The 24272-nt window shown below is 56.0% G+C and carries 28 protein-coding genes; 9 read left to right on the forward strand and 19 right to left on the reverse strand.

Features of this window, described 5'->3' with window-relative positions; genetic code table 11:
- Positions 1-23: 23 nt before the first annotated feature.
- The 4 genes from H2Z33_RS12565 to mutY all read right to left on the reverse strand — a co-directional run bounded on the left by H2Z33_RS12565 (position 24) and on the right by mutY (position 4116).
- Positions 24-1280, reverse strand: coding sequence for a nucleoside permease (locus H2Z33_RS12565; protein WP_015571846.1), 1257 nt, complete (start codon positions 1278-1280; stop codon positions 24-26).
- A gap of 283 nt (positions 1281-1563) precedes the next feature.
- Complete coding sequence (mltC, locus tag H2Z33_RS12570) at positions 1564-2640, reverse strand: membrane-bound lytic murein transglycosylase MltC (RefSeq protein ID WP_017382930.1); 1077 nt, start codon at positions 2638-2640, stop codon at positions 1564-1566.
- A 124-nt stretch (positions 2641-2764) separates the two neighbouring features.
- Complete coding sequence (locus H2Z33_RS12575; RefSeq protein WP_003862425.1) at positions 2765-3037, reverse strand: oxidative damage protection protein; 273 nt, start codon at positions 3035-3037, stop codon at positions 2765-2767.
- Positions 3038-3063: 26 nt separating this feature from the next.
- Positions 3064-4116 carry an A/G-specific adenine glycosylase gene (mutY, locus tag H2Z33_RS12580; protein ID WP_169804727.1) on the reverse strand — a complete coding sequence of 351 codons (1053 nt, stop codon included), beginning with the start codon at positions 4114-4116 and terminating at the stop codon, positions 3064-3066.
- 144 nt (positions 4117-4260) lie between these two features.
- Between mutY and trmB the strand changes: the two genes are divergently transcribed.
- The 3 genes from trmB to H2Z33_RS12595 are packed head-to-tail and all read left to right on the forward strand — an operon-like array spanning position 4261 to position 6079.
- Complete coding sequence (gene trmB, locus H2Z33_RS12585; protein WP_015571843.1) at positions 4261-4980, forward strand: tRNA (guanosine(46)-N7)-methyltransferase TrmB; 720 nt, start codon at positions 4261-4263, stop codon at positions 4978-4980.
- Positions 4980-5306, forward strand: a complete 327-nt coding sequence (locus tag H2Z33_RS12590) for a YggL family protein (protein ID WP_003862421.1) — start codon at positions 4980-4982, stop codon at positions 5304-5306. The genes trmB and H2Z33_RS12590 overlap by 1 nt, the downstream gene beginning before the upstream one ends.
- A gap of 56 nt (positions 5307-5362) precedes the next feature.
- Complete coding sequence (locus H2Z33_RS12595; protein ID WP_063134839.1) at positions 5363-6079, forward strand: DUF2884 domain-containing protein; 717 nt, start codon at positions 5363-5365, stop codon at positions 6077-6079.
- Between the two features lie 83 nt (positions 6080-6162).
- On the opposite strand, the gene H2Z33_RS12600 is transcribed toward H2Z33_RS12595, so the two are convergent.
- From H2Z33_RS12600 to H2Z33_RS12625, 6 genes are read right to left on the reverse strand one after another with little or no spacing between them, the layout of a single operon-like run.
- On the reverse strand, positions 6163-6501 hold the full coding sequence (locus H2Z33_RS12600; protein ID WP_047726774.1) for an endonuclease domain-containing protein: 339 nt from the start codon (positions 6499-6501) through the stop codon (positions 6163-6165).
- Between the two features lie 56 nt (positions 6502-6557).
- The gene (gene hemW, locus H2Z33_RS12605; protein WP_017382926.1) at positions 6558-7706 is read right to left on the reverse strand and encodes a radical SAM family heme chaperone HemW; all 1149 of its coding nucleotides are present in this window, start codon (positions 7704-7706) and stop codon (positions 6558-6560) included.
- The gene (locus H2Z33_RS12610) at positions 7699-8292 is read right to left on the reverse strand and encodes an XTP/dITP diphosphatase (protein WP_063134840.1); all 594 of its coding nucleotides are present in this window, start codon (positions 8290-8292) and stop codon (positions 7699-7701) included. Before H2Z33_RS12610 ends, hemW begins: the two co-directional genes overlap by 8 nt.
- 3 nt (positions 8293-8295) lie before the next feature.
- Positions 8296-8592, reverse strand: coding sequence for a DUF167 family protein YggU (gene yggU, locus H2Z33_RS12615; RefSeq protein ID WP_003860023.1), 297 nt, complete (start codon positions 8590-8592; stop codon positions 8296-8298).
- On the reverse strand, positions 8589-9155 hold the full coding sequence (locus H2Z33_RS12620) for a YggT family protein (protein ID WP_015571838.1): 567 nt from the start codon (positions 9153-9155) through the stop codon (positions 8589-8591). Before H2Z33_RS12620 ends, yggU begins: the two co-directional genes overlap by 4 nt.
- Positions 9156-9176: 21 nt before the next feature.
- A complete protein-coding gene (locus H2Z33_RS12625) occupies positions 9177-9878 on the reverse strand; it encodes a YggS family pyridoxal phosphate-dependent enzyme (RefSeq protein WP_017382925.1) in 702 nt (233 codons plus the stop codon).
- Positions 9879-9895: 17 nt separating this feature from the next.
- Here H2Z33_RS12625 and H2Z33_RS12630 point away from each other — a divergent pair, with 17 nt between their 5' ends.
- On the forward strand, positions 9896-10876 hold the full coding sequence (locus tag H2Z33_RS12630) for a type IV pilus twitching motility protein PilT (RefSeq protein WP_032669250.1): 981 nt from the start codon (positions 9896-9898) through the stop codon (positions 10874-10876).
- A gap of 9 nt (positions 10877-10885) precedes the next feature.
- Here H2Z33_RS12630 and ruvX read toward each other — a convergent pair whose 3' ends face one another.
- The 8 genes from ruvX to metK form a co-directional block, all read right to left on the reverse strand.
- Positions 10886-11302, reverse strand: a complete 417-nt coding sequence (gene ruvX / locus H2Z33_RS12635) for a Holliday junction resolvase RuvX (protein ID WP_006811925.1) — start codon at positions 11300-11302, stop codon at positions 10886-10888.
- Positions 11302-11862 carry a YqgE/AlgH family protein gene (locus H2Z33_RS12640; RefSeq protein WP_006811924.1) on the reverse strand — a complete coding sequence of 187 codons (561 nt, stop codon included), beginning with the start codon at positions 11860-11862 and terminating at the stop codon, positions 11302-11304. Before H2Z33_RS12640 ends, ruvX begins: the two co-directional genes overlap by 1 nt.
- A 74-nt stretch (positions 11863-11936) precedes the next feature.
- Positions 11937-12884, reverse strand: a complete 948-nt coding sequence (gshB, locus tag H2Z33_RS12645) for a glutathione synthase (RefSeq protein WP_015571835.1) — start codon at positions 12882-12884, stop codon at positions 11937-11939.
- A 31-nt stretch (positions 12885-12915) separates the two neighbouring features.
- A complete protein-coding gene (gene rsmE, locus H2Z33_RS12650) occupies positions 12916-13647 on the reverse strand; it encodes a 16S rRNA (uracil(1498)-N(3))-methyltransferase (protein WP_063134841.1) in 732 nt (243 codons plus the stop codon).
- Positions 13648-13698: 51 nt separating this feature from the next.
- On the reverse strand, positions 13699-14406 hold the full coding sequence (gene endA / locus H2Z33_RS12655; protein ID WP_003860034.1) for a deoxyribonuclease I: 708 nt from the start codon (positions 14404-14406) through the stop codon (positions 13699-13701).
- 94 nt (positions 14407-14500) lie between these two features.
- On the reverse strand, positions 14501-14998 hold the full coding sequence (locus tag H2Z33_RS12660) for a SprT family zinc-dependent metalloprotease (RefSeq protein WP_015571833.1): 498 nt from the start codon (positions 14996-14998) through the stop codon (positions 14501-14503).
- 58 nt (positions 14999-15056) lie between these two features.
- A complete protein-coding gene (gene galP / locus H2Z33_RS12665; RefSeq protein ID WP_015571832.1) occupies positions 15057-16454 on the reverse strand; it encodes a galactose/proton symporter in 1398 nt (465 codons plus the stop codon).
- Between the two features lie 416 nt (positions 16455-16870).
- Positions 16871-18025: a methionine adenosyltransferase gene (metK, locus tag H2Z33_RS12670; protein WP_003860037.1), complete on the reverse strand. Its 1155-nt coding sequence runs from the start codon at positions 18023-18025 to the stop codon at positions 16871-16873.
- A gap of 660 nt (positions 18026-18685) precedes the next feature.
- On the opposite strand from metK, the gene yqgB reads away from it, so the two are divergent.
- The 3 genes from yqgB to speB all read left to right on the forward strand — a co-directional run bounded on the left by yqgB (position 18686) and on the right by speB (position 22009).
- A complete protein-coding gene (gene yqgB, locus H2Z33_RS12680) occupies positions 18686-18817 on the forward strand; it encodes an acid stress response protein YqgB (protein ID WP_057979949.1) in 132 nt (43 codons plus the stop codon).
- 8 nt (positions 18818-18825) lie between these two features.
- Positions 18826-20802, forward strand: a complete 1977-nt coding sequence (gene speA / locus H2Z33_RS12685) for a biosynthetic arginine decarboxylase (protein WP_017382922.1) — start codon at positions 18826-18828, stop codon at positions 20800-20802.
- A 286-nt stretch (positions 20803-21088) separates the two neighbouring features.
- On the forward strand, positions 21089-22009 hold the full coding sequence (gene speB, locus H2Z33_RS12690; RefSeq protein WP_017382921.1) for an agmatinase: 921 nt from the start codon (positions 21089-21091) through the stop codon (positions 22007-22009).
- Positions 22010-22012: 3 nt separating this feature from the next.
- Here speB and H2Z33_RS12695 read toward each other — a convergent pair whose 3' ends face one another.
- A complete protein-coding gene (locus tag H2Z33_RS12695; RefSeq protein WP_063134842.1) occupies positions 22013-23224 on the reverse strand; it encodes an MFS transporter in 1212 nt (403 codons plus the stop codon).
- A 414-nt stretch (positions 23225-23638) separates the two neighbouring features.
- Between H2Z33_RS12695 and H2Z33_RS12700 the strand changes: the two genes are divergently transcribed.
- Together H2Z33_RS12700 and H2Z33_RS12705 are read left to right on the forward strand one after the other, a co-directional pair.
- Positions 23639-23962, forward strand: coding sequence for a Rieske (2Fe-2S) protein (locus H2Z33_RS12700; RefSeq protein ID WP_061097121.1), 324 nt, complete (start codon positions 23639-23641; stop codon positions 23960-23962).
- Entirely contained in the window at positions 23959-24267 is a 309-nt protein-coding gene (locus tag H2Z33_RS12705; protein WP_063134843.1) for a recombinase-like helix-turn-helix domain-containing protein, read from the forward strand. Before H2Z33_RS12700 ends, H2Z33_RS12705 begins: the two co-directional genes overlap by 4 nt.
- Positions 24268-24272: the final 5 nt, after the last annotated feature.

Genomic DNA, 24272 nt, shown 5'->3' on the forward strand with positions numbered 1-24272 from the left:
CGCAGCGCCACCGGGCACAACAATCAATGCGCGATCGGCTGCGCACCGTGCGGCTCGCGCACGTGCTTGTACTTGAACAGCGCGATGAACGCGAAGAACAGCACCAGCGAGTACCCGGCGAAGATCAGCCACACTGGTTGCCAGTTGGTGATGCCGTTAGTGGTATACATCTCAACCACTTTGCCGCTCACCACGCCGCCCAGAATACAGCCGAAGCCGTTGGTCATCATCAGGAACATGCCCTGCGCACTGGCGCGGATTTCAGGCTTCACCTCTTTTTCCACAAACACCGAGCCGGAGATGTTGAAGAAGTCGAAGGCACAGCCGTAAACAATCATCGACAGAACCAGCAGCACGGTGCCGAACGCGCTCGGGTCGCCATAGGCGAACAGACCGAAGCGCAACATCCAGGCGGCGATACTGATCAGCATGACGTTCTTGATACCGTAGCGGCTCAGGAAGAACGGGATGGTCAGGATGAACAGCGTCTCGGAGATCTGCGAGATGGACATCATCACCGACGCGTGTTCGACGATAAAGCTCCCGGCAAACAGCGGATCGTTATCGAAGCTGTGCAGGAAGGTATTACCGAACATGTTGGTGATTTGCAGTTCCGCGCCCAGCAGCATGGAGAAGATAAAGAAGATCGCCATGCGCTTGTTTTTAAACAGTGCGAAGGCGTCCAGGCCAAGCATGGTGCTCCAGCTCTGGTTTTTCTGCTGATTAGATACCGGAATGGTGGGCAGTGTCAGGGTGAACAGCGCCAGCAGTACGGAGAGCGCCGCGCCGATGTAGAGCTGCATATGGCTCAGCTCGAAGCCCGCGAAGCTCACGCCCCACATCGCCATGATAAAGCCGATGGTGCCCCAGATACGGATTGGCGGGAAGTCGGTGACGATATCCAGACCGGCAGATTTCAGGCGATAGTAGGAGATGGTGTTGATCAGGCCAAGCGTTGGCATATAGGCCAGCGAGTTAAGCAGGATCACCATGAACATCGCCCCCGGCGTGGTCACTTCGGCCGCCATAAACAGCGTCCCCGCACCCACCAGGTGGCAAAGCATATACAGCCATTTCGCGCTTAGCCATTTATCCGCCACGATACCGAGCAGCGTTGGCATGAAGACAGCCGCAATACCCAGCGAGCTGTAAACGGCACCGATCGACGCACCATCGAACTTGAGCGTCACAAACATATAGGAGCCGAGTGTAGTCAGCCAGCTACCCCACAGGCAGAACTGCAGAAACGACAAGATTTTAAGCTGCAGCTTAAGGTTCATGTTACTTTCCTCACAAGTGAGCGGGAGATATGTTGTTTTGGGAACATTCAGGGTTGTTATTTGATGCAATTCTATCAGTTGGCAACGATATGTTTTGTTACCTCCCGCAAAAAAATGCAATCCACATTAATTTGCAGTCTGGATTGTGATGCAAATAGCATTTTCGTATGGGTGGGATGAGATGGGTGCGGTCTGATGTCCCCTCACCCTAACCCTCTCCCAGAGGGAGAGGGAACTTGAATACCCTCTCCCTCTGGGAGAGGGCAGGGTGAGGGGTAGTTTTCTAGCGGCGACGGTAGTTCTTCTGCGCCGTATTCACCTTATACAGATAGCGGCGTGATTCCGCAGACGGGTGGCGGGTGGTGAGGGTTGAGTAGACATCCCCCGGCGCCATGCTGTTGATGATGTTCGCGGCCTGCACTTTGTCATTTGAGAAGACGCGCAGCACGCTGCCCGCGCCACCGTTATAGGCGGTGATCACCGCATAGCGGCGTGAGGTTGGGTTATCAATCCCGCCCAGGTAGACATTGTTCAGCATCGCCAGGTAGGCCGTACCGGTATCAATGTTGCTTTGCGGATCGAACAGGTAGCTGCGGCTCGGCGTGCCGGATTTCCCCTGTGCGCGGAACACGTCTTTACCGGCGCTGTGCTGTACAACCTGCATCAGCCCCAGCGCGTCGGAACGGCTTACCGCGTAGGGGTTGAACGAGGACTCGGTCTGCATAATCGCCAGGATCAGCGACTCATCCACGCCATACTTACGCGACGCCTGACGCACCATGCCCAGATACTTATGCGCACGCTTGTCGAGGTGGTTCGGCACCAGGTTGATCGTGACGCTGTAGATCACTTTCAGGCCGTTGGTGCGGCTTTTCAGGCGCGTTTGCAGCAGGTAGTCGGCAAATTTCGTGGCGCGGCCTTCCCAGCGGATCGGCTGACCGGTCTGGTCAACGACCTGGCCATACAGAAACGGCTCTTTGGAGATGGTGATGTCATCGGCATCAGAGTAGAGGTCGATAGACCCCGGATCGTCGCCCATCAGCAGGGTTTTGATGATGGCCTGACGTAAATGCGCCGCAGGTTCAGTCCCTGCGATGGTTTCAACCGTAATCGTACCGTCATCGAAGTTGATGTGGCTACGGGTCTGATAGGCGTCGGTGTACTTAACGTAGTCCTTCGGTCCGGCAATAAGAACTTCGTTAAATCCCCATATGTTCTCGATGTTGTGGGCAAACTGCCCCATCAAAATGTCAAAACCGTTGGTGTCCTTGACCCAGGCTTCGTTGTATTCATCGCCTTTTTTGGAAGAACAAGACACAAGCAACGGCGCAACAAGGGCTAGCGCTAAAAGTTTTTTCATCATTCCGGGAGTGCGTGTTGTGTTTGCTTTGGGGTTGCTGTTGCCGGGTGGCGCTGCGCTTTCCCGGCCTACAAAACCGTAGGCCCGTGCAAGCGCAGCGCCGCAGGGCAGCAGCCGCAGAGTATTATTTTTCCGGTGGCGTATAGCCTTCGATATGGACGTCTTTACCCTCGAACAGGAAGTTCACCATCTCCTGCTCCAGCAGTTTGCGGTGTTCCGGGTTCATCATGCTGAGCTTTTTCTCGTTGATCAGCATGGTCTGCTTCTTCTGCCACTGTCCCCAGGCTTCTTTGGAGATCTCGTTGTAAATGCGCTTACCCAGGTCGCCCGGGTAGAGCTGGAAATCCTGGCCTTCAGCGTCGCGCTGTAGGAAAGTACAAAAAATGGTTCTGGCCATACTCATTCCTCTTTGTCTTGCCGATGCTAAACCATTGCACCGACACGTAATTGCTGTAACAGGCGCTCCACGGGAGCCGCCAGCCCGACTGATGGCGGTTGCGCTAAGTTATACCAGAGAGCGTTGCCTTCATCCATGCACGACGTGAATGAGGACACGGGAAGCCACATCGGCACAATATCCAGATGGAAATGGCTGAAGGTATGACGGAACGCGTTGAGTTGCGTCAGGGTATCGGCCGCAATGCCGCGCTGTTCAAGCCATGCCCGAAGCGAGGCTTCATCCTCAAACTGTGGGAAGCAGTATAGACCACCCCACAGGCCACTCGGCGGGCGCTGAGCGAGAAACACCTCGTCGCCATGCTGCATCAGCAGCATGTACCCGGTGCGTTCAGGCAGTGTCTGCTTCGGTTTTTTCCCCGGATACTGCGCCCAGGTGTGGTTCGCATACGCCACGCAGAGGTTGTTTACCGGGCAGAGTTCGCACTTCGGTTTTGAACGGGGGCAGACCATCGCGCCCAGATCCATCATCGCCTGGTTAAAACGCTCCACTCCTTTCGCCGGAGTGACCGCTTCACTGATCTCCCACAGGCGTTTCTCAACCTCTTTCTTGCCCGGCCAGCCATCTACGGCGTAGCAGCGTGCGAGCACGCGCTTGACGTTGCCGTCGAGAATAGGGAAATGTTTGCCTAAAGAGAGGGAGAGGATTGCGCCTGCGGTTGAACGCCCGACGCCGGGCAAATCCGCCACCTCGTCAAAGGTCTCCGGGAATTTACCGTTGTGGCGGGTGGCGACCTGCTTTGCGGCTTTGTGCAGGTTGCGCGCGCGGGCGTAATAGCCGAGGCCTGTCCACAGGTGCAGTACCTCGTCCAGCGGCGCGTTGGCCAGATCGGTGATTGTCGGGAAGCGCGCCATAAAACGCTCGAAGTAAGGAATGACCGTCGCGACCTGCGTTTGTTGCAACATCACCTCGGAGAGCCATACTTTGTACGGCGTTTTTTCAATTTGCCAGGGCAGGGTTTTACGCCCGTATTTGTCGTACCAGTCCAGCACCTGGGCTGAAAATTGAGAGGCTTGCATGGTCATCGATTCGCTTAATCAGGGACGCAGATTGCAGCACAGCGTCAATCTGCTGTAAACCGGATCTTTCCCATGCTTGCATAGAAGCCTTAACTTTGGATAATGCCCGTTTCCCGAACATTCTCACAAGCAGACAACTCTTTTATGAAAAACGACGTCATTTCACCGGAATTTGATGAAAACGGTCGCCCGCTGCGCCGTATTCGCAGCTTTGTCCGCCGTCAGGGGCGCCTGACAAAAGGGCAGCAACACGCGCTGGACAACTACTGGCCGGTGATGGGCGTTGAGTTCAGCGAGCAACCGCTCGACTTCACCGACCTGTTTGGCCGCGACGCGCCAGTGACGCTGGAGATTGGTTTTGGCATGGGCACCTCGCTGGTGACCATGGCAAAAGCGCGCCCGGAGCAGAACTTCCTCGGTATCGAAGTACACTCGCCGGGCGTCGGCGCGTGCCTGGCAACGGCCCACGAAGAGGGCGTTGAGAACCTGCGCGTCATGTGTCACGACGCGGTGGAAGTGCTGCACAAAATGATTCCTGACAATTCTTTGAACATGGTTCAGCTCTTTTTCCCTGACCCATGGCACAAAGCGCGTCATAATAAACGCCGTATCGTTCAGGCGCCGTTTGCCGAGCTGGTGAAAAGTAAGCTCAAGCTGGGCGGCGTTTTCCACATGGCAACCGACTGGGAACCTTATGCGGAACATATGCTGGAAGTGATGTCGTCCCTGGACGGGTATAAAAATCAGTCTGAAAGCAACGACTACGTACCGCGTCCGGATTCACGTCCGGTGACAAAATTTGAACAGCGTGGCCATCGTCTTGGTCACGGCGTATGGGACTTAATGTTCGAGAGGGTGAAATAATGGCAAAGAATCGTAGCCGTCGTCTGCGTAAAAAGATGCACATCGAAGAATTCCAGGAAGTGGGTTTCTCCGTTGCCTGGCGTTTCCCGGAAGGCACCAGTGTGGAACAGATCGATCAGGACGTTGATGCGTTCATCAACGAGGTGATCGAGCCAAACAAGCTGGCCTTCGACGGTAGCGGCTATCTGGCGTGGGAAGGTCTGATTTGCACCCAGGAAGTGGGGAAATGCACCGAAGAGCATCAGGCGCTGGTACGCAAATGGCTTGAAGACCACAAACTGGAAGATGTCCGCGTTAGCGAACTTTTCGACGTTTGGTGGGACTAATAAAGCAAGAACGGGCCAGCATTAGCTGGCCCATTTTGTCTGAGGGAGTGTTAAAGATGCGCAAAACGTTGCTGGCTGTTGCTTTACTGGCAATCGGAACCACCGCCCATGGGGAGTATAAATGTAGCGTCACCCCGCGTGATGACGTGGTGCTGAGTCCGCAAACCGTGCAGGTTAAGGGCGAGAATGGCAATCTGGTGATTACGCCGGATGGCAACGTGACCTTTAACGGCAAACCGCAAAACCTGACGGCCGCCCAGCGCGAGCAGGCGATGGACTACCAGGCCGAGTTGCGTACCGCGCTGCCCTGGATCAACGATGGCGCGCTGACCCGCGTTGAAAAGAGCCGCGTGGCGCTGGATAAAATCATCACCAAAGAGGTGGGGGAGAGCAGCAATATGCGCACCCGCCTGACGAAGCTGGATAAACAGCTGAAAGAGCAGATGAACCGTATTATCGAGACGCGCTCTGATGGCCTGACGTTCCACTATAAGGCGATCGATCAGGTGCATGCCGACGGTCAGCAGCTGGTGAACCAGGCGATGGGCGGCATTCTCCAGGACAGCATCAACGAGATGGGCGCCAAAGCGGTGCTGAAGGGTGGCGGTAATCCGTTGCAGGGTGTACTGGGTAGCCTGGGCGGACTGCAAACCTCGATTCAGAACGAGTGGAAGAATCAGGAAGCCGATTTCCAGCAGTTCGGCAAAGACGTGTGTAAACGCGTGGTGTCGCTGGAAGACAGCCGGAAGGCGCTGGTGGGGACGCTGAAGTAACGCCTCTGCGCGCAGGACCCCTCACCCCGGCCCTCTCCCACAGGGAGAGGGAGTAACCAGTTCCCTCTCCCTGTGGGAGAGGGTTAGGGTGAGGGCATCAGGCATTGCAGTCGTTGAAGAATGATATTTAACACTTCATCTTCGTTAACGCGAAATTCATTATTCCAGAACCGTACGACTTCCCATCCGTTCGTATTCAAAAACGCGGTACGACGTGAATCATAGTTCTCCTCATCCTGATGTTGCCCACCGTCCAGCTCAATAATCAGCTTCGCCTTAAAGCAGGCAAAATCCACGATATACGGCCCAACCGGCATCTGACGACGAAACTTATACCCGAAGAAACGACGACCTCTGAGCAAATACCAGAGGCGTACTTCTTCGGGTGTCATTTGTTTGCGGAGTTGTTTTGATTTTTCCATCCCCACACTCTGCCAGCCTTTCCCTCAGCCAGCAGAACGGGATGTAAAATTCTGAATCAGCCTTCAGGATTTTCAGCGAGGAACAGCTCAAGAAGGGAGTTTAAGAACAGCTTGCCGTGCTCGGTGATCTGCCAGGACTCATCACACTCGGTCAGATACCCCTGCGCCAGCGCCTCGTCAATCTGCGGACGAATCACTGACTCCGGCAGCCCGGTATAACGCGTAAATTCCGCGCGCGGTGCGGCTTCCAGCAGACGGAAGCGGTTCATAAAGAACTCAAACGGCTTATCCGCCGCCTCGACGTCGTGCTGACGCTCCAGGTAGCGGCCTTCCATATACCCGCGCGGGTGACGCGTTTTGGCGGTACGCAGAATGCGTCCGTCCGGGAAGGTCACTTTGCCATGTGCGCCGCAGCCAATTCCCAGATAATCACCAAAACGCCAGTAGTTCAGATTGTGCTGACACTGATAGCCCGGCTTCGCATACGCCGACGTTTCGTATTGCTGATACCCCGCCGCGGTCAAAAGCTGGTGGCCCTGCTCGAAGATATCCCACAGCGCGTCATCGTCCGGCAGCACCGGAGGACGGGAACCAAACAGGGTGTTAGGCTCAATGGTCAGCTGATACCACGACAGATGCGGCGGATTCAGTTCAATCGCCTGACGCAAATCGTCCAGCGCTTCTTCGAGCGACTGATCCGGCAGGCCATGCATCAGGTCGAGGTTAAAGCTGCGCAGCCCAAGCCCCGTTGCCAGGTTTGCCGCGCGCTTTGCCTCTTCCGGGCCGTGGATACGCCCCAGACGCTTCAGCTTTGGCTCGCTAAAGCTCTGCACGCCGATAGAGATACGGTTCACGCCCGCACGCTGATACTCGACAAAACGGTCGGCCTCAACGGTACCGGGGTTGGCTTCCATCGTAATTTCAGCATCCACTGCCAGGTTCAGGCGTGCGCGCACGCCATCCAGCAGCGTCTGCATCGCCGGGCCTGAAAGCAGGCTCGGTGTACCGCCACCAATAAAAATGGTCTTCACTTCACGTCCCTGTGCGTACGATACATCAGCATCCAGATCGGCCAGCAGATGCGCAACGTAATCATCGTGCGGCACTTCGCCCTTCAGCGCGTGCGAGTTGAAATCGCAGTACGGGCATTTCTGCACGCACCATGGGATGTGAATATAAAGACTCAGAGGCGGCAAATTAGCCATTACGCAGTGCTTCCAGTAACAGTTTCAGGGCGCGTCCACGGTGGGAGATCGCGCTTTTCTCTTCGCGGGTGAGTTCCGCAGCGGTTTTGCCCTCGGTCGGGACAAAGAAAATCGGGTCGTAACCAAAGCCGCCGTTGCCCGCCGCTTCACGGGTGATCACGCCCTGCCAGCTGCCGTGACAGACAATCGGCGTGGGATCTTCCGCGTGACGCATGTAGACCAGCACGCAGTGGAACTGCGCGGTACGCTGTTCGTCAGGGACGTCTTTCAGGGCCACAAGCAGCTTTTCCAGATTCTGCTGGTCGGTGGCGTCCACCCCGGAATAGCGGGCGGAGTAAATCCCCGGCGCACCGCCCAGAAAATCCACGGCCAGACCGGAGTCATCGGCTATCGCGGGCAGTCCGGTGATCTGCGCCGCATGGCGCGCTTTCAGAATGGCGTTTTCGATAAACGTCAGGCCGGTCTCTTCGGCGGAGTCCACGCCCAGCTCGGTCTGAGCCACCACGTCCAGCCCAAAATCATTTAATAGCGAGGCCAGCTCGCGCACTTTACCGGCGTTACCGGTGGCGAGAACAACTTTCTGCATGGTTTAGTCCTGTTCTGTCAGAGCCGCGACTTCCGTCGGGATAGATTGCGGGTTAAGGATTTTTACCTGTTTATGCCGGCCAAGTTCACCTTTCTCAATGATGACCTGGCTTTTAGCGACGCGAAACTGTTTAGCCAGATATTTGGTCAGATGCGCATTCGCCTGGCCGTCAACCGGCGGGGCAGTGATGGCGACTTTTAGCTCGTCGCCATGCAGCCCAACAATACTGTCGCGGCTGGCTTTCGGCTGAATGTACAGCCGTAAAACCAGCCCGTCGGCGCAGGGGCTAACTGCACTCATAACGCCATCCACAGCCCCGGCAGCAGCATATTACCCGTCGCCTGTAACAGTTCCGCGATACCCATATTCAGCACGTACAGCAGCAGAACGAGAAGCATCGGGGAGAAGTCGATTCCGCCCATTGCAGGCAGCAGGCTGCGAATCGGACGCAGCAACGGTTCGGTCAGCTGAATCAACGCGTACTCCACCGGGCTACGGCCCCGGCTTACCCAGCTCATAATCGCCATCACCAGCAGGACCCAGAAGATCAGCGAACCGACGGTTTTAACCAGGATCAGAACGGCTGAAATCCAGATAATCGGCTGGAAAGTGATGACCATAAACAGCACGATCGCTTTGATAACGCTCAGAATAAACGCCATCAGCAGAGATGAACTGTCAATTGGCCCCATTGCCGGAATGACGCGGCGAAGCGGCCCCACAACGGGCTGCGTGATTTTCACGATAAATTGTGAGAATGGATTGTAAAAATCACAACGGGCCCACTGCATCCAGACGCGCAACAGCAGCGCCATCGTATACAGTTCAATGACCGTTGAAAGCAGGAAAGTCAACGTCTTCATGGCGTTCCTCAGGTTTCCTTATTATTGGGGGTAATCGCGCGCACCGAAAATTGCCGTGCCGATGCGCACCATGGTGCTGCCTGCCGCGATGGCGGCTTCCATATCGTCCGACATGCCCAGAGAAAGCGTGTCTACCGTGTCATAGCGCGCCTTAAGCGCCTCAAATGCTACAGCCATTTGCTGTGCCACGGCAAACTGCCTTTCATAACTTGACTCTGGCGCCGGGATAGCCATCAGCCCGCGCAGGGTTAAACGCGGCAGCGCCGCCACGTCCGCCGCCAGCGCATCCAGTTCGCCCAGCGTAATGCCGGACTTGCTGTTTTCATCACTGATGTTGATTTGAATCAGCACGTTAATCGCTGGCATCTCCGCCGGGCGCTGGTCGCTCAGACGGGTAGCGATGCGCAGACGATCGATGGTGTGGCACCAGTCAAAGTGCTCTGCTACCAGACGGCTTTTGTTCGACTGTAGCGGACCGATAAAGTGCCATTGCAGGTCTGTATTTCCCCGTTCCCGGAAAGCGCGAATTTTATCCACGCCTTCCTGCACATAGTTTTCACCAAAGGCACGATGACCGGCGGCTATCGCTTCTGCGATGGCGCTCGCAGGCTTGGTTTTGCTGACTGCAAGCAACGTAATTTCTTCTGGAGCACGGCCGCAACGCGTTGCCGCGGCTGAGATTTTGTCCCGGACCTGTGCCAGGTTATGCGCAATGTCGTTCATTTTCCGAGGAGTAGTCTATGGATGTGGAAGAAATTGTGGCCCTTAGTGTAAAGCATAACGTCTCCGATCTACACCTGTGCAGTGATTCGCCACCGCGCTGGCGCAGGTCAGGCCGTCTTGAACCTGCGCCGTTTCCGCCCCCGGATGTGGAGGCGTTATTAAAAGCGTGGCTCAACGACGAACAGCAGGGCGCATGGTGGGCAAACGGGCAAGTGGATTTTGCCGTTACCCTCGCAGGCCGTCAGCGGCTGCGCGGCAGTGCGTTTAAGCATATGCTCGGCGTTTCGATTGCGCTGCGGCTGTTGCCGCTGACGTGCCCGCAGCTCTCTGCGCTAGGTGTGCCGCGAGCGATCCCGGAACTACTGTCCAATGACAATGGCCTGATTCTGGTCACCGGCGCCACCGGCAGTGGGAAATCGACCACCCTGGCCGCGATGGTCGATTTCCTCAATCACCATACGGACGGGCATATTCTGACCCTGGAAGATCCGGTGGAGTTTATGTACCAGAGCGAACGTTGCCTGATCCAGCAGCGGGAGATAGGCCAGCACAGCCCGTCCTTTGCCGAGGCGCTGCGCAGCGCGCTGCGTGAAGATCCGGATGTGATTCTGCTTGGTGAGCTGCGCGACAGCGAGACGATACGCCTGGCGCTGACGGCGGCGGAAACCGGCCATCTGGTGTTAGCCACGCTGCACACGCGCGGCGCGGCGCAGGCGATCGAGCGCCTGGTCGACACCTTTCCGGCGCAGGAGAAAGATCCGGTGCGTAATCAGCTGGCGGGAAGCCTGCGTGCGGTCCTGGCGCAGAAGCTACGTCAGGATGTCCAGGGCGGGCGCGTGGCGCTGTATGAGCTACTGGTGAATACCTCGGCGGCGGCAAACCTGATCCGCGAAGGCAAAACCTGGCAACTGCCGGGCATTATTCAAACGGGGCAGCAGGCGGGAATGCAGAACTTTGAGCAGAGTCTGGCGGAGCGACGGGCGCAGGGGCGGCTGTAGCCCCGGCGCTCAGTAACCCTGTTCGAAATAGCTTTCGAGAATAATGACGGCTGAAGCTGAATCCACGCTGCCTTTGTTCAGCGCCCGGAAGCCACCGTGTTCGAACAGGCCAGCGCGTGCCTCGACGGTGCTCAAACGTTCATCGTGCAGCTTAACGGAGACGCCAAAGCGGCCATGGATTTTGTTCGCGAATTTGCGCGCGCGGGCGGTAAGCGGTTGCTCGGTGCCGTCCATGTTTAGCGGCAGGCCGACAATCACGTCGTCCGGCTGCCACTCTTTGAGCAAGCGCTCAATAAGGTTCCAGTCCGGCGTGCCGTCGTTAGCTTTCAGCGCCGTGAGCGGGCGAGCGGTGCCGGTGATCCGTTGACCCACAGCGACGCCGATGCTTTTGGTGCCGAAGTCGAAGGCGAGAAGGGTGCCGCTCATTACGCGTGCCCCGCAACGCCAGGCATGGTCAGAATATCAATGCCAATCAGTTTTGCCGCGTCACGCCAGCGATCGGCGATAGGGGTTTTAAACAGGATATTCATATCCGCAGGGGCTGTCAGCCAGGCGTTGTCCAGAATTTCTTGTTCCAGCTGCCCTTTTTCCCAGGAGGCGTAGCCGAGCGCAACCAGCACCTCAGAAGGCTGACTGGCAGTGCCCAGCGTTTCAAGCACGTCGCGAGAGGTGGTGACGACGGTGTTATCGGAGATACGAATGCTGGACGAGAAAACCGGCGGGGTATGCAGGATAAAGCCACGATCTTCTGCAAGCGGGCCGCCGAGCATCACCGGTTTATCGAGACGGATTTCCGGCAGCCGCGCTTCAGCAGGGATTTTCAGCTTGTCCAGAATGCCTTCCACCTGGAGGTTTTCCAGCGGCTTATTGATGATAATCCCCATCGCGCCGTCTTCGTTGTATTCGCAAATATAGACCACGGAGCGGCGGAAAATCGGATCCTGGAGAGCAGGCATGGCAATAAGAAAGTGATGCTGTAAATTCATTGTCAGAGGTACTGTTTCCTGGTTTAAAAAGCGACAGCGCCCAGTATGGGGATAAACACAGGCGCTGTCACAGGTTATTTCTGTAAACGTTTTTCGATAGCGTCCATCAGCATTCCGGTGATCGAGATCGGGAATTCCGCTTCGATTTCACGAATGCAGGTCGGGCTGGTGACGTTCACTTCGGTCAGGCGATCGCCGATGATATCGAGGCCGACGAAGATCAGGCCTTTGGCTTTCAGCGTAGGGCCGACGCGGCGGGCAATTTCCCAGTCGCTTTCGCTTAACGGACGCGGTTCGCCACGGCCGCCAGCCGCCAGGTTGCCACGGGTTTCCCCTCCCTGCGGGATACGCGCCAGGCAGTAAGGCACCGGCTCGCCGTCTACGACCAGCACACGCTTGTCGCCGTCTTTAATGGCCGGAAGATAGTTCTGCGCCATGCAGTAGCGGGTTCCCAGCTCGGTCAGCGTTTCGGCAATTACGCCAATGTTCGGATCGCCCTCTTTCACACGGAAGATCGACGCGCCGCCCATGCCGTCCAGCGGCTTCATGATGATGTCGCCGTGCTTCTGCCAGAATTCTTTCAGCTGCGTTTTGCTGCGGGTGACGAGCGTTTCCGGCGTCAGGTCAGAGAACCATGCGGTATAGAGCTTCTCGTTGCAGTCGCGCAGGCTCTGCGGCTTGTTGACGATCAGCGTTCCTTTCTCTTCGGCACGCTCAAGGATATAGGTGGCGTAAATGTATTCGGTGTCGAACGGCGGATCTTTACGCATCAGGATCACGTTAAGGTCGGCCAGGGCAATATCCTGCTCGGTACCGAATTCGTACCATTTTTCGTAGTTCTGCTCGACGTTAACGATGCGGGTGCGTGCGCGGGCTTCACCGTTGATCAGGTAAAGATCGTTCATCTCCATATAGTGGAGTTCATAGCCGCGACGCTGCGCTTCCAGCAGCATAGCGAAGCTGGAGTCTTTCTTGATGTTAATGTTTGCGATGGGGTCCATCACGATGCCGAGCTTAATCATCTTCTTCTCCGGTTATGGGTCAGGCTTTGCTTCAACCCAGATCGCCAAATCGCACCTGTAGCGCGGTAATGGCGGTGAGTGCCGTTGTCTCAGTGCGCAGAACGCGAGGTCCCAACAGAATATCAGTAAACTGGTAACGCGCCGTCATGGCAATTTCGTCAGCCGACAGGCCGCCTTCCGGGCCAATCAGCAGGCGTACACGCTCAACGGGCAGCGGCAGCGTATTGATGCTGGCGCTGGCGCGCGGATGAAGATTGAGCTTAAGCCCGCTTTCCTCTTCTGCACACCAGTCCTCCAGATCCATCGCCGGGCGGATCTCCGGGATACGGTTGCGGCCGCTCTGTTCGCAGGCCGCAATGGCAATTTTTTGCCACTGCTGGATCTTTTTGTTCAGACGCTCCGCATCCAGTTTAACGCCGCAGCGCTCAGAAAAAAGTGGCGTAATGAGGCTTACACCCAGTTCAATGGATTTCTGAATGGTGAACTCCATCTTTTCCCCACGCGACATCACCTGGCCCAGGTGAATGTGCAGCGGGGATTCCCGGTCGTCCACGTCGCCACGCAGCACCTTCACGAGCACACTTTTTTTATCGGCGCGCGTAATTTCAGCGTCGAAAACCTGATTAGAGCCGTCAAAGAGCTGAATCGCCTGGCCTGCCCCCATGCGCAGCACGCGGCCTACATGGTTTGCGGCATCATCAGACAGGGCGATTTCGCCGCCTGGGGTAATCAGTTCAGGGTGATAGATGCGAGGGATGCGCATAGTCAGAAATTCCATGTGTCATGCGATATAAGCGAATTGCCGTAGTGTAGGTTAGCTCTTTTGCGCCTGGCAAGCCCGCTGGACGTAAGGGTTGTGATTCCCCTGGACTTTGGCGATACGTTCGTCGCGCTGGCATTCCCAGTCCGTCACCGGGTAGAGCTTGTCCCAGGCATTGAAGAGCTGCGTCTGCTGGCGGGAAAGATTGAGATCGTAGCGGTCGCGCATATAGAAATAAGTGCGGGCGATGCTGCCGCGTGCGCGGGCAGGTGGTTCGGCGACTTTCTCTTTGAAATCGACCTTCATGGCGCACTGACCGTACTGGCCTTCGCCACCGTTCCACTGGCTGTACATGAAGTTTCCGCGGTCGCCATTAACCTCACCCACGGCGGGTTGCAGGTTGTGCATATCGCTTTCCATCTGGCGGTAGACCGGATCTTTTGCGCAATTTTTACGTCCACCGTCCTGCCAGCACTGGCGCTGGTGGCCAAACTGCCAGGCCGGAACAACGTGTTCCCATTCGATTCGGCTGGCGCGATTCTCGTTCTTGCGCACCTTATAGCCGCAGGATCCAAGATCCACGACCCCTTTCTTACCCTGCCAGTTAATTTTACAGCCGCAGTAGAAATCACCCGGTACGTCGGCATTAATCTTTACGCCCGCGGTTTTTGCCTGAGAGAAACTGTGAATACCGTCGGCCAGAGCATGGCCGGAGAGCGCTGTCGCCAGAAAAGCGACCGCAAGAGAAACATTACGGGACATCTTACACTCCGTGTCAAAACGAGCCCGCAACGTAACGAATGTTGTTCCCGTATGCAATCAGTCAGATCAGGAAAGTTCCTGAAAGTTCGAGTGATTATTCCGCAACCAGCGGTTCGCCGCATTTAACGCAGCGATAGGTCGCCTCGCCGCGCACCACGCGGTTATGGCGGCGGACGGTAAGCTGGTGCTGCTGACACTGGCAGCGGTAGGGGAAGGTATTGCGGCGTACCGATTCCAGCTCGAACTGATGGGTGCGGCGAGCCGGAACCCCGAGCACCGCCTCCATCATCCATTTCCACTCTTTGCCGTGCGGCGCGACGCGGCCAAAGTGTTTCCACACCAGCAGGTGCGCCAGTTCGTGCGGGACGACTTCGTCGATAAACGCCTGCTGGTTTTCCATCATCAGCACCGGATTCAGGCGGATCTCATACGATTCCAGCCAGGCGGTGCCTGCCGCGGTGCCACGCTGCTGATAGACCAGCTTCGGTTCAGGATAATTGCGGCCGAGCTTCAGGTTGGCCTGGGCGAGTTTTTCCCGCAGGCTGCGCATGACGGCTTGCTGAATGGCGATGGGGAGACGGGGAGCTTTCATAGGGGCAGAGCATAAAGCGGGAAGCGGGGAGGCGCAAGAGGCGCCTCCCGCAGGAGGATCAGTCGTGTGCGCCGATTTCGCGCAGAGGACGACCTTTCATCAGGTTACGTTCAATGTGTTCCAGTGAAACATGTTTGGTTTCAGGAACCAGCCAGATAGTGAGAACGATAAAGAACAGGTTCAGACCGGCGTAGACCCAGAAGGTATTGGCGTTACCCAGGGTATTGAGCATGGTCAGGAACGTTGCGCCGACGATCATGTTGGCAATCCAGTTGGTTGCGGTAGAACAGGTGATACCAAAATCACGCCCTTTCAGCGGCTGGATCTCAGAGCACAGCACCCAAATCAGCGGACCGGCGCTCATCGCAAACCCAATGATAAACATCAGCAGCATCGCCACGGCGAAGTACTGTGCCGTTGGGGAATGAATGCCCATGTGCATCATGGTACCCAGCACGCCCATCCCGACGGCCATCACCAGGAAGCCTAGCGTCAGGGTTGGCTTACGTCCCCAGCGGTCCACCAGACCGATAGCGATAAAGGTCGCCAGCACGTTGGTCAGGCCGACGATCACGGTGCCCCACATCTGCTCGGTGGTGTTGGTGTAGCCCGCCAGTTCGAAGATTTTCGGCGCGTAATACATGATGACGTTCATCCCGGTGAACTGTTGCATGATCTGTAACAGCACACCGAGGAACACCGCGCGACGGAAGTTGCTGTTCTCTTTAAACAGCGCCCAGCCGGACTGTTTGACCTTCAGGCTTTCGCGGATCTCTTCCAGCTCGTTTTTGGCTTCGGCGCTGGTATCACGCAGGCGTAAGAGCACGCGTTCGGCATCATGGAAGCGGCGTTTGGCGGCGAACCAGCGTGGACTGTCCGGCAGGAAGAAGACGCCAATCAGCAGCAGGATGGCTGGAATGATGATTACGCCCAGCATCCAGCGCCATGCGCCGCTGTAGCTGAATGCGGTATCCGAGAGATAAGCCCCCAGAATACCGATGGTGATCATCAGCTGATACATGGAAATCATGCTGCCGCGGATTTTTTCCGGAGCGATTTCAGACAGGTACAGCGGGGCAGTATAAGACGCCACGCCCACTGCCAGACCGAGCAGCACGCGGGAGATGATCAGCACTTCAACGTTAGGCGCAGCGGCAGAGAACAGTGAGCCGGCAACGAACAGGATCGCGCCGATCATCAGGCTCTTTTTACGCCCGAGCTTAAAGGAGAGCCAGCCGCTACCGACCGCGCCGACGGCGGCACCGAACATCATGGAGCTAACCACCCATTCCTGAGTGTGTGCGCTAATCTGGAACTCATCGGTGATGAAAGGTAATGCACCGGCAATTACGCCAATATCCAGGCCAAAGAGTAATCCTGCCAGAGCGGCGAGGAAGCAGACGAAGAACGTCATTGCCTTATTGGACGTACGCCCCTGTTTATTATTGTCAGGCATTATGCCCTCCAGTTGGGTTATCAGTTTTTACGATATTAAGAGTAGGTGAGCGGCTCATAAAAATATGTGAGTCAAATCACAACGGTGTAATCGGTTACACTGACTTGTAACCGTAAAAATAATTAAAGCTTTGAAAATATAGAGGTAAATTAATTGATGTGCATCGCGTTTGCACAAATTTCAGACTTAACTGAAAGGGAATGTAACAGCAGAAGAAATGCGTTCATGCAAAGAGAATATTCTGAAAGCGGGGTATAGAGAGTGAGGTGTAAACGGTTCCAAACATTGCCGGGTGGCGGCTGCGCCTTACCCGGCCTACAAAAACTCACTACCCGTAGGTCGGGTAAGGCATAGCCGCCACCCGACATAAAAAAGGCCAGCACAAAGGCTGGCCTGTTTAAGCTACTGGCAGTCGATTATTTCAGACCGGCAGCATCACGCAGCAGGGCGGCTTTGTCGGTTTTTTCCCATGGGAAATGTTCGCGGCCAAAGTGACCGTACGCTGCGGTTTCCTGGTAGATTGGGTGCAGCAGATCCAGCATCTGAATCAGACCGTATGGACGCAGGTCGAAGAACTCACGCACCAGCAGGGTCAGCTGTTCAGAAGGCACTTTTTCAGTACCGAAGGTTTCCACCATGATGGAGGTTGGCTCAGCCACGCCGATAGCGTAGGAAACCTGGATCTCACAGCGGTCAGCCAGACCGGCAGCAACGATATTTTTCGCCACATAACGTGCAGCGTACGCCGCAGAACGGTCAACTTTAGACGGATCTTTACCGGAGAATGCACCGCCGCCGTGACGTGCCATGCCGCCGTAGGTATCTACGATGATTTTACGACCGGTCAGACCGCAGTCACCCATTGGGCCGCCGATAACAAAGCGTCCGGTTGGGTTGATGAAGAATTTGGTCGCAGAGCTCAGCCATTCAGTTGGCAGAACCGGCTTGATGATCTCTTCCATCACCGCTTCTTGCAGGGATTTCTGGTCAATCTCTTCAGCATGCTGCGTGGAAAGAACCACTGCATCGATACCGACGATTTTCCCGTCGTCATACTGGAAGGTCACCTGGCTTTTCGCATCCGGACGCAGCCACGGCAGGGTGCCGTTTTTACGCACTTCAGCCTGACGCTGCACCAGACGGTGGGCGTAGGTTACCGGCGCTGGCATCAGCACGTCGGTTTCGTTGGTTGCGTAGCCGAACATCAGGCCCTGGTCACCCGCGCCCTGTTCCAGCGGATCGGCACGGTCAACGCCCTGGTTGATGTCCGGAGACTGTTTGCCAATCGCGCTCAGTACGGCGCAGGAGTTGGCATCAAAGCCCATATCAGAATGTACATAGCCAATCTCACGCACCGTGTTACGGGTGATCTCTTCGATATCAACCCATGCGCTGGTGGTGATCTCACCGCCAACCAGAACCATGCCGGTTTTGACATAGGTTTCACACGCTACGCGCGCCTTTGGATCCTGCGCGAGGATCGCATCCAGCACCGCATCGGAGATTTGGTCAGCAATTTTATCAGGATGTCCTTCTGATACGGACTCGGACGTAAACAGGTGTTTTGCCATGTTTTATTTCACCTAAGAGGAATTTGGTTAGCTCAAGCTGCTGTGTGGAATAGCCATAGGAGATAATTCTACCAAGGCCTACAGGATTTTGACACTGGCAGTCTGAGTGTTAATCGGTATGGATGGATTAACATCTGGACGTCTATTTTAGGTCACTTCTTCACCCGATTTCCAGTTTTTTTTGACTCACCTCTCACTGTGTTGAAAACGCTGCTGGAAATTTTTCCTGACGACGCTGGCAACATGCGCATTTTTGTTTTGCTTTTTAGCGACCTTCTCGGTATAAAACGCGGCGCGCGGCTCATATAAAATAAGCGCTCGATGAACACATCGTGTCGCCACTTCCAGCCGGGTTAAGCAGTGAACTTTTAGCTTTGGCTTGTGGTCCGTTTCAGCAGAGGCGGCCGTGGAGGTGATACGAGATAATGAACCATCGTTTTCCGCTCATTCAGCGCAGCCGTTCTGGCGCGCATTTGATTCCCACCCGCACTTCTGGTCTAAACACCTGCCGATGTTATACCCATCTCGGTGCTTCTCAGGATTCCAGAGCCGGTCACGCTTTGTGAAAACTGAACAAGGGCGCTCTTGTTAATACAGGAGTTTTCTCGTGGTTTCGCCGAACCTTGTCATACAGAGTTCGGATACGTGTTTTACAATGATATGAATAAGAAACCGGTCGCACGGTCTGGATTTCAGCATACTCTGCTGGGAAATGGAGCCGTTAATGGGTTGTTATCGCCGTATAACGCTGCGATAGTAGTCAACTGTTTTACACTTAATACAAAGAGTTGAGGTTCGCTATGTCTGACGACATGTCTTCGCTTTCGCCTTCGTCAGCAGGCGAACAGGGTGTACTACGTTCTATGCAGGAGGTTGCGATGAGCTCCCAGGAAGCCAGCAAGATGCTGCGCACTTACAATATTGCCTGGTGGGGCAATAACTACTACGACGTTAACGAGCTGGGCCACATCAGTGTCTGCCCGGATCCGGACGTCCCGGAAGCGCGCGTGGATCTCGCTAAACTGGTGAAAACCCGTGAAGCGCAGGGTCAGCGCTTGCCTGCACTGTTCTGCTTCCCGCAGATCCTGCAACATCGCCTGCGTTCTATTAACGCCGCGTTCAAACGCGCGCGGGAATCGTATGGTTATAACGGCGACTATTTCCTCGTTTACCCGATCAAGGTCAATCAGCACCGTCGCGTGATTGAGTCCCTGATCCACTCCGGCGAGCCGCTGGGCCTGGAAGCAGGCTCTAAAGCGGAGCTGATGGCGGTTCTGGCGCACGCGGGCATGACCCGGTCGGTGATCGTCTGTAACGGCTATAAAGACCGCGAATACATTCGTCTGGCGCTGATTGGCGAGAAGATGGGCCACAAGGTCTATCTGGTGATCGAGAAGATGACCGAAATCGCGATCGTGCTGGAAGAGGCCGAGCGTCTGAACGTGATCCCACGCCTTGGCGTGCGTGCGCGACTGGCGTCGCAGGGTTCCGGTAAATGGCAGTCTTCCGGCGGTGAAAAATCCAAGTTCGGCCTCGCGGCGAACCAGGTGCTTCAGCTGGTGGAAATTCTGCGCGAGCGCGGTCGTCTGGACAGCATTCAGCTGCTGCACTTCCACCTCGGCTCGCAGATGGCCAATATTCGCGACATCGCCACTGGTGTGCGTGAATCCGCGCGTTTCTACGTTGAGCTGCATAAGCTCGGCGTAAACATTCAGTGCTTTGACGTGGGTGGCGGCCTGGGCGTGGACTACGAAGGGACCCGCTCGCAGTCTGACTGCTCGGTAAACTATGGCCTGAACGAATATGCCAACAACATCATATGGGCGATTGGCGATGCCTGCGAAGAGCACGGCCTGCCGCACCCGACGGTGATCACCGAATCCGGCCGCGCGGTCACCGCGCACCATACGGTGCTGGTCTCTAACATCATCGGCGTTGAGCGTAGCGAAATCACCGAAGCCACGCCTCCGGCAGACGATGCCCCACGTTCCCTGCAAAGCATGTGGGAAACCTGGCAGGAGATGCACGAGCCGGGCACGCGTCGTTCCCTGCGCGAATGGCTGCACGACAGCCAGATGGACCTGCACGATATTCACGTCGGCTACTCGTCAGGCACCTTCAGCCTGCAAGAGCGCGCGTGGGCCGAGCAGCTCTATCTGAATATGTGCCACGAAGTGCAGAAACAGCTCGACCCGAGCAACCGCGCGCACCGTCCGATTATCGACGAGTTGCAGGAGCGTATGGCGGACAAAATGTACGTCAACTTCTCCCTGTTCCAGTCGATGCCGGATGCCTGGGGTATCGACCAGCTGTTCCCGGTTCTGCCGCTGGAAGGGCTGAACCACGCCCCGGAACGCCGCGCCGTGCTGCTGGACATCACCTGTGACTCCGACGGCGCAATCGACCACTACGTCGACGGCGACGGTATCGCAACGACGATGCCAATGCCGGAGTACGATCCCGAGAACCCGCCAATGCTGGGCTTCTTTATGGTGGGTGCGTATCAGGAGATCCTCGGCAACATGCACAACCTGTTCGGTGATACCGAAGCGGTTGACGTGTTTGTCTTCCCTGACGGCAGCGTGGAGGTTGAGCTGTCCGACGAAGGAGACACCGTGGCGGACATGCTCGAATACGTTCAGCTGGATCCGAAAAAACTGCTCACCCAGTTCCGCGATCAGGTTAAAAATACCGGTCTGGACGATGCCTTGCAGCAGCAGTTCCTGGAAGAGTTTGAAGCGGGTCTGTACGGGTATACGTATCTGGAAGACGAGTAAGAAAACCTCCCTCTCCCTGTGGGAGAGGGGCGGGGTGAGGGCATCAGGCCGCTGTGCCGCCGATGCCCGGTGGCGCTGCGCTTACCGGGCCTACGAATGTAGGCCGGAGAAGGCGAAGCCGCCATCCGGCAGAATGCTATACTCACTTGAACCCGTATGAATTAACGGCGATAATTCGCCCCAATATGCGATTTACGAATCAATCCCTTCCTCGTCGGGTTTAACGACGCGGAGGGGATTTTTTTTCATCTGTTTTTAATGTATCGACTTTATAAGAGGTCAGGACATGAGCACTTTAGGTCATCAGTACGATAACTCTCTGGTATCTAACGCGTTTGGTTTTTTACGCCTTCCGATGAACTTCCAGCCGTACGACAGCGATGCGGACTGGGTGATCACCGGCGTACCGTTCGACATGGCAACGTCCGGTCGCGCGGGTGGACGTCATGGCCCGGCGGCGATCCGTCAGGTTTCCACTAACCTGGCCTGGGAGCACAACCGCTTCCCGTGGAACTTCGACATGCGCGAGCGCCTGAACGTGGTGGACTGCGGCGATCTGGTGTACGCCTTCGGCGACGCGCGTGAAATGAGCGAAAAATTGCAGGCGCACGCTGAGAAGCTGCTGGCGGCCGGTAAACGCATGCTCTCCTTCGGCGGTGACCACTTCGTGACCCTGCCGCTGCTGCGCGCCCACGCGAAGCACTTCGGTAAAATGGCGCTGGTGCACTTCGATGCGCACACCGACACCTACGCGAACGGCTGTGAATTCGACCACGGCACCATGTTCTATACCGCGCCGAAAGAAGGCCTGATCGATCCGAACCACTCCGTGCAGATCGGCATCCGCACCGAGTTCGACAAAGACAACGGCTTCACCGTGCTCGACGCGGGCCAGGTGAACGATCGCGGCGTGGACGATATTCTGGCTCAGGTTAAGCAGATCGTCGGCGACATGCCTGTCTATCTGACCTTCGACATCGACTGCCTGGATCCGGCATTCGCACCGGGTACCGGTACGCCGGTGATCGGCGGCCTGACATCAGACCGCGCCATCAAGCTGGTGCGCGGCCTGAAGGATCTGAACATCGTCGGGATGGACGTGGTGGAAGTGGCTCCGGCCTATGACCAGTCCGAGATCACCGCGCTGGCCGCGGCGACCCTGGCGCTGGAAATGCTCTACATCCAGGCGGCGAAAAAAGGCGAATAAGCCTTACGCGCTGATTGCTGCTGCGCGCCGCATGCGCAGCAGCAACATTCCCCCGGCAAGCAGGGTGACAACCTGCGAGACGACCAGCACCGAAAAGCCTGAACTGACCGACCCCACCGATCTCATCACCATCCCCATCAGCAGCGGAATAAACGCCGCGCAGATATTGCCTATCCCATTAATAATGCCGTACGCGCTGCCCACCGCTTCCCGCGCGGCGTGATGCTGGATCACCGCCGGAATAGCCGCTCCCTGTAGCCCCCAGAAGACGTTAGCCGAAAGCATAAACAGCGCCAGCCAGGCAGGCTGATGGCTGAGCATCAGCGCGACCACGGACAGCGCCGTCATCGCCCCGCCCACCACAAACAGCACCGGTGCCTGTTCCGGACGCATTTTGTCGAGCAGCACGCCACCCAGAAACTTTGACCCCAGACTGAGCAGGAAGGGGATCGCCGCAAGCCAGCCCGTGGCATGCAGCGAGAAGTGGTGCTCGTCACGCAGCCACGCGGGTAACCAGGCGCTGCTCCCCCAGAGATAGCTCAGGGTGGCGATTTCAACCAGCAGGATCCAGCCCAGCAGCGGCGTCTGCCAGGCCAGCGTGAAGGTGTGAACAAACCCCGGCTTTTTCGCGGTCGGGAGCTTGCGCGGCGCGGGCAGAAAACGCCAGATTAAGCCGCCGCCGAGGAGAAGGTTGATTGCCGCCAGCGCATAAAACGACCCGGCCCAGCCCAGATGCGACATCAGCCAGGTCACCAGCGGAAAGCCCACGGCCAGCCCGAGCGAGACGCCCAGCGCGGTCACGGCGTTGGGTTTGCCGATCTCTTGCGCGCTAAAGTTATCGCTGATAAAGCGCGTTTTCAGTGAAAAAAGCGGTCCCTCCGCGATCCCCAGAATCACGCGGGCGAAGAGCATTCCCGTCAGCGAGCCGAGCAAAGGTGAAGCCGCGCAGACCGCGGCCCAAATCGCAATGCTGCTTAATAATCCCTGCCGATAATGAAGTTTGCTTTCAATAACCGGCGTTAATAATAAAGCCGAAAAACCATAACCCAGAAGAAAGCAGGTCATGAGCATGCCTTGTAACATTCTGTTTTCATTTAGCTGAAAATGTTCGGCAAATTCCGGGTTTAAAATCATTACCGAGATATTAACCCGGTCGACGTAGGAAATAATAATCAGTAATAACAGTGCAATTGTACCTTGCCATCTTGCCGTCATCATGCCCGCCTTACGTTTTCATCTATTTATATTTTTATCAAAGTGATTGTCACGGAGCTAAAATGGTTCACTGGTGAAACTCGTTGTTTATTAAAGATAAATAAAGTTATGGTTTCACAGGTGAAACACGAAAGGTGTGACGTTACTTTATTTTTAAGGAACAAAAAGAAAAGAATTCAATATCTTTTATTGAAATGTTTAGGGCATTAATAAATCGTATTTATCACGCCGGAATAATGAAAATTTCATATCGCTGCATTTTTTCGTGATCCTTTGCACACTTAGTTAATTAATTACTATCTAATTAACAAATTCGTCACATTGACGCTTGACGAAACATTCATCGCTTTTATATTGACCGTATTAAATAAGAAACAGAGTTTCATATATGAAACAAAAGCCTGGAGGATCGTGATGAGCTGGATAGGCGTATGTGACGCAGAACAAGTACAGGAAGATTTCCCTTTTAGCGGTAGCGTCGAGGGTAAAGAGATCGGCGTTTACCTGATTGACGGTGAATATTACGCGCTGGAAGACGTATGCCCGCACGCCTATGCCCTGCTGAGCCAGGGCTTCGTGGAAGACGGCAAAGTGGAATGCCCGCTGCACGAGGCGGTGTTCGACGTCAAAACCGGCCAGTGTCTGCACGGCCCCGGAGGACGCAACCTCAATCGTTACCCGGTTCGGGTCTTTGAAAACCAGATTCAGATTACCTTCGTCGAGGAGACCGTGGCATGAGCGACACGCTGAACTACAACCCGGCGCTGCCGGAAAGCCGCCAGTTTACCCCGCCGGCAGAGGGCGGCAACGGTGCCATTCATAAGCCAGGCGATTACCAGAATCTGATCTGGCAAACCCGCAGCCGCGAGCCGGAAAGCTGGGAAGTGAAGCTGATTGCGACGCTGGAAGATCTCTTCGAGCAGGGCGTTGAAACCTTGCCGGAGCTGGTAAGCGGGCTGAACGCAGTGCGTATGCACGACCAGCAGGGCGAGCCGTGGAGCGACGCCAGCTTCCAGGCATTCTTACAGGTTAACGGCTACTGAGGGCA

It is taken from the genome of Enterobacter sp. YSU, assembly GCF_016082135.1.
Lineage (GTDB): Bacteria > Pseudomonadota > Gammaproteobacteria > Enterobacterales > Enterobacteriaceae > Enterobacter > Enterobacter hormaechei_C.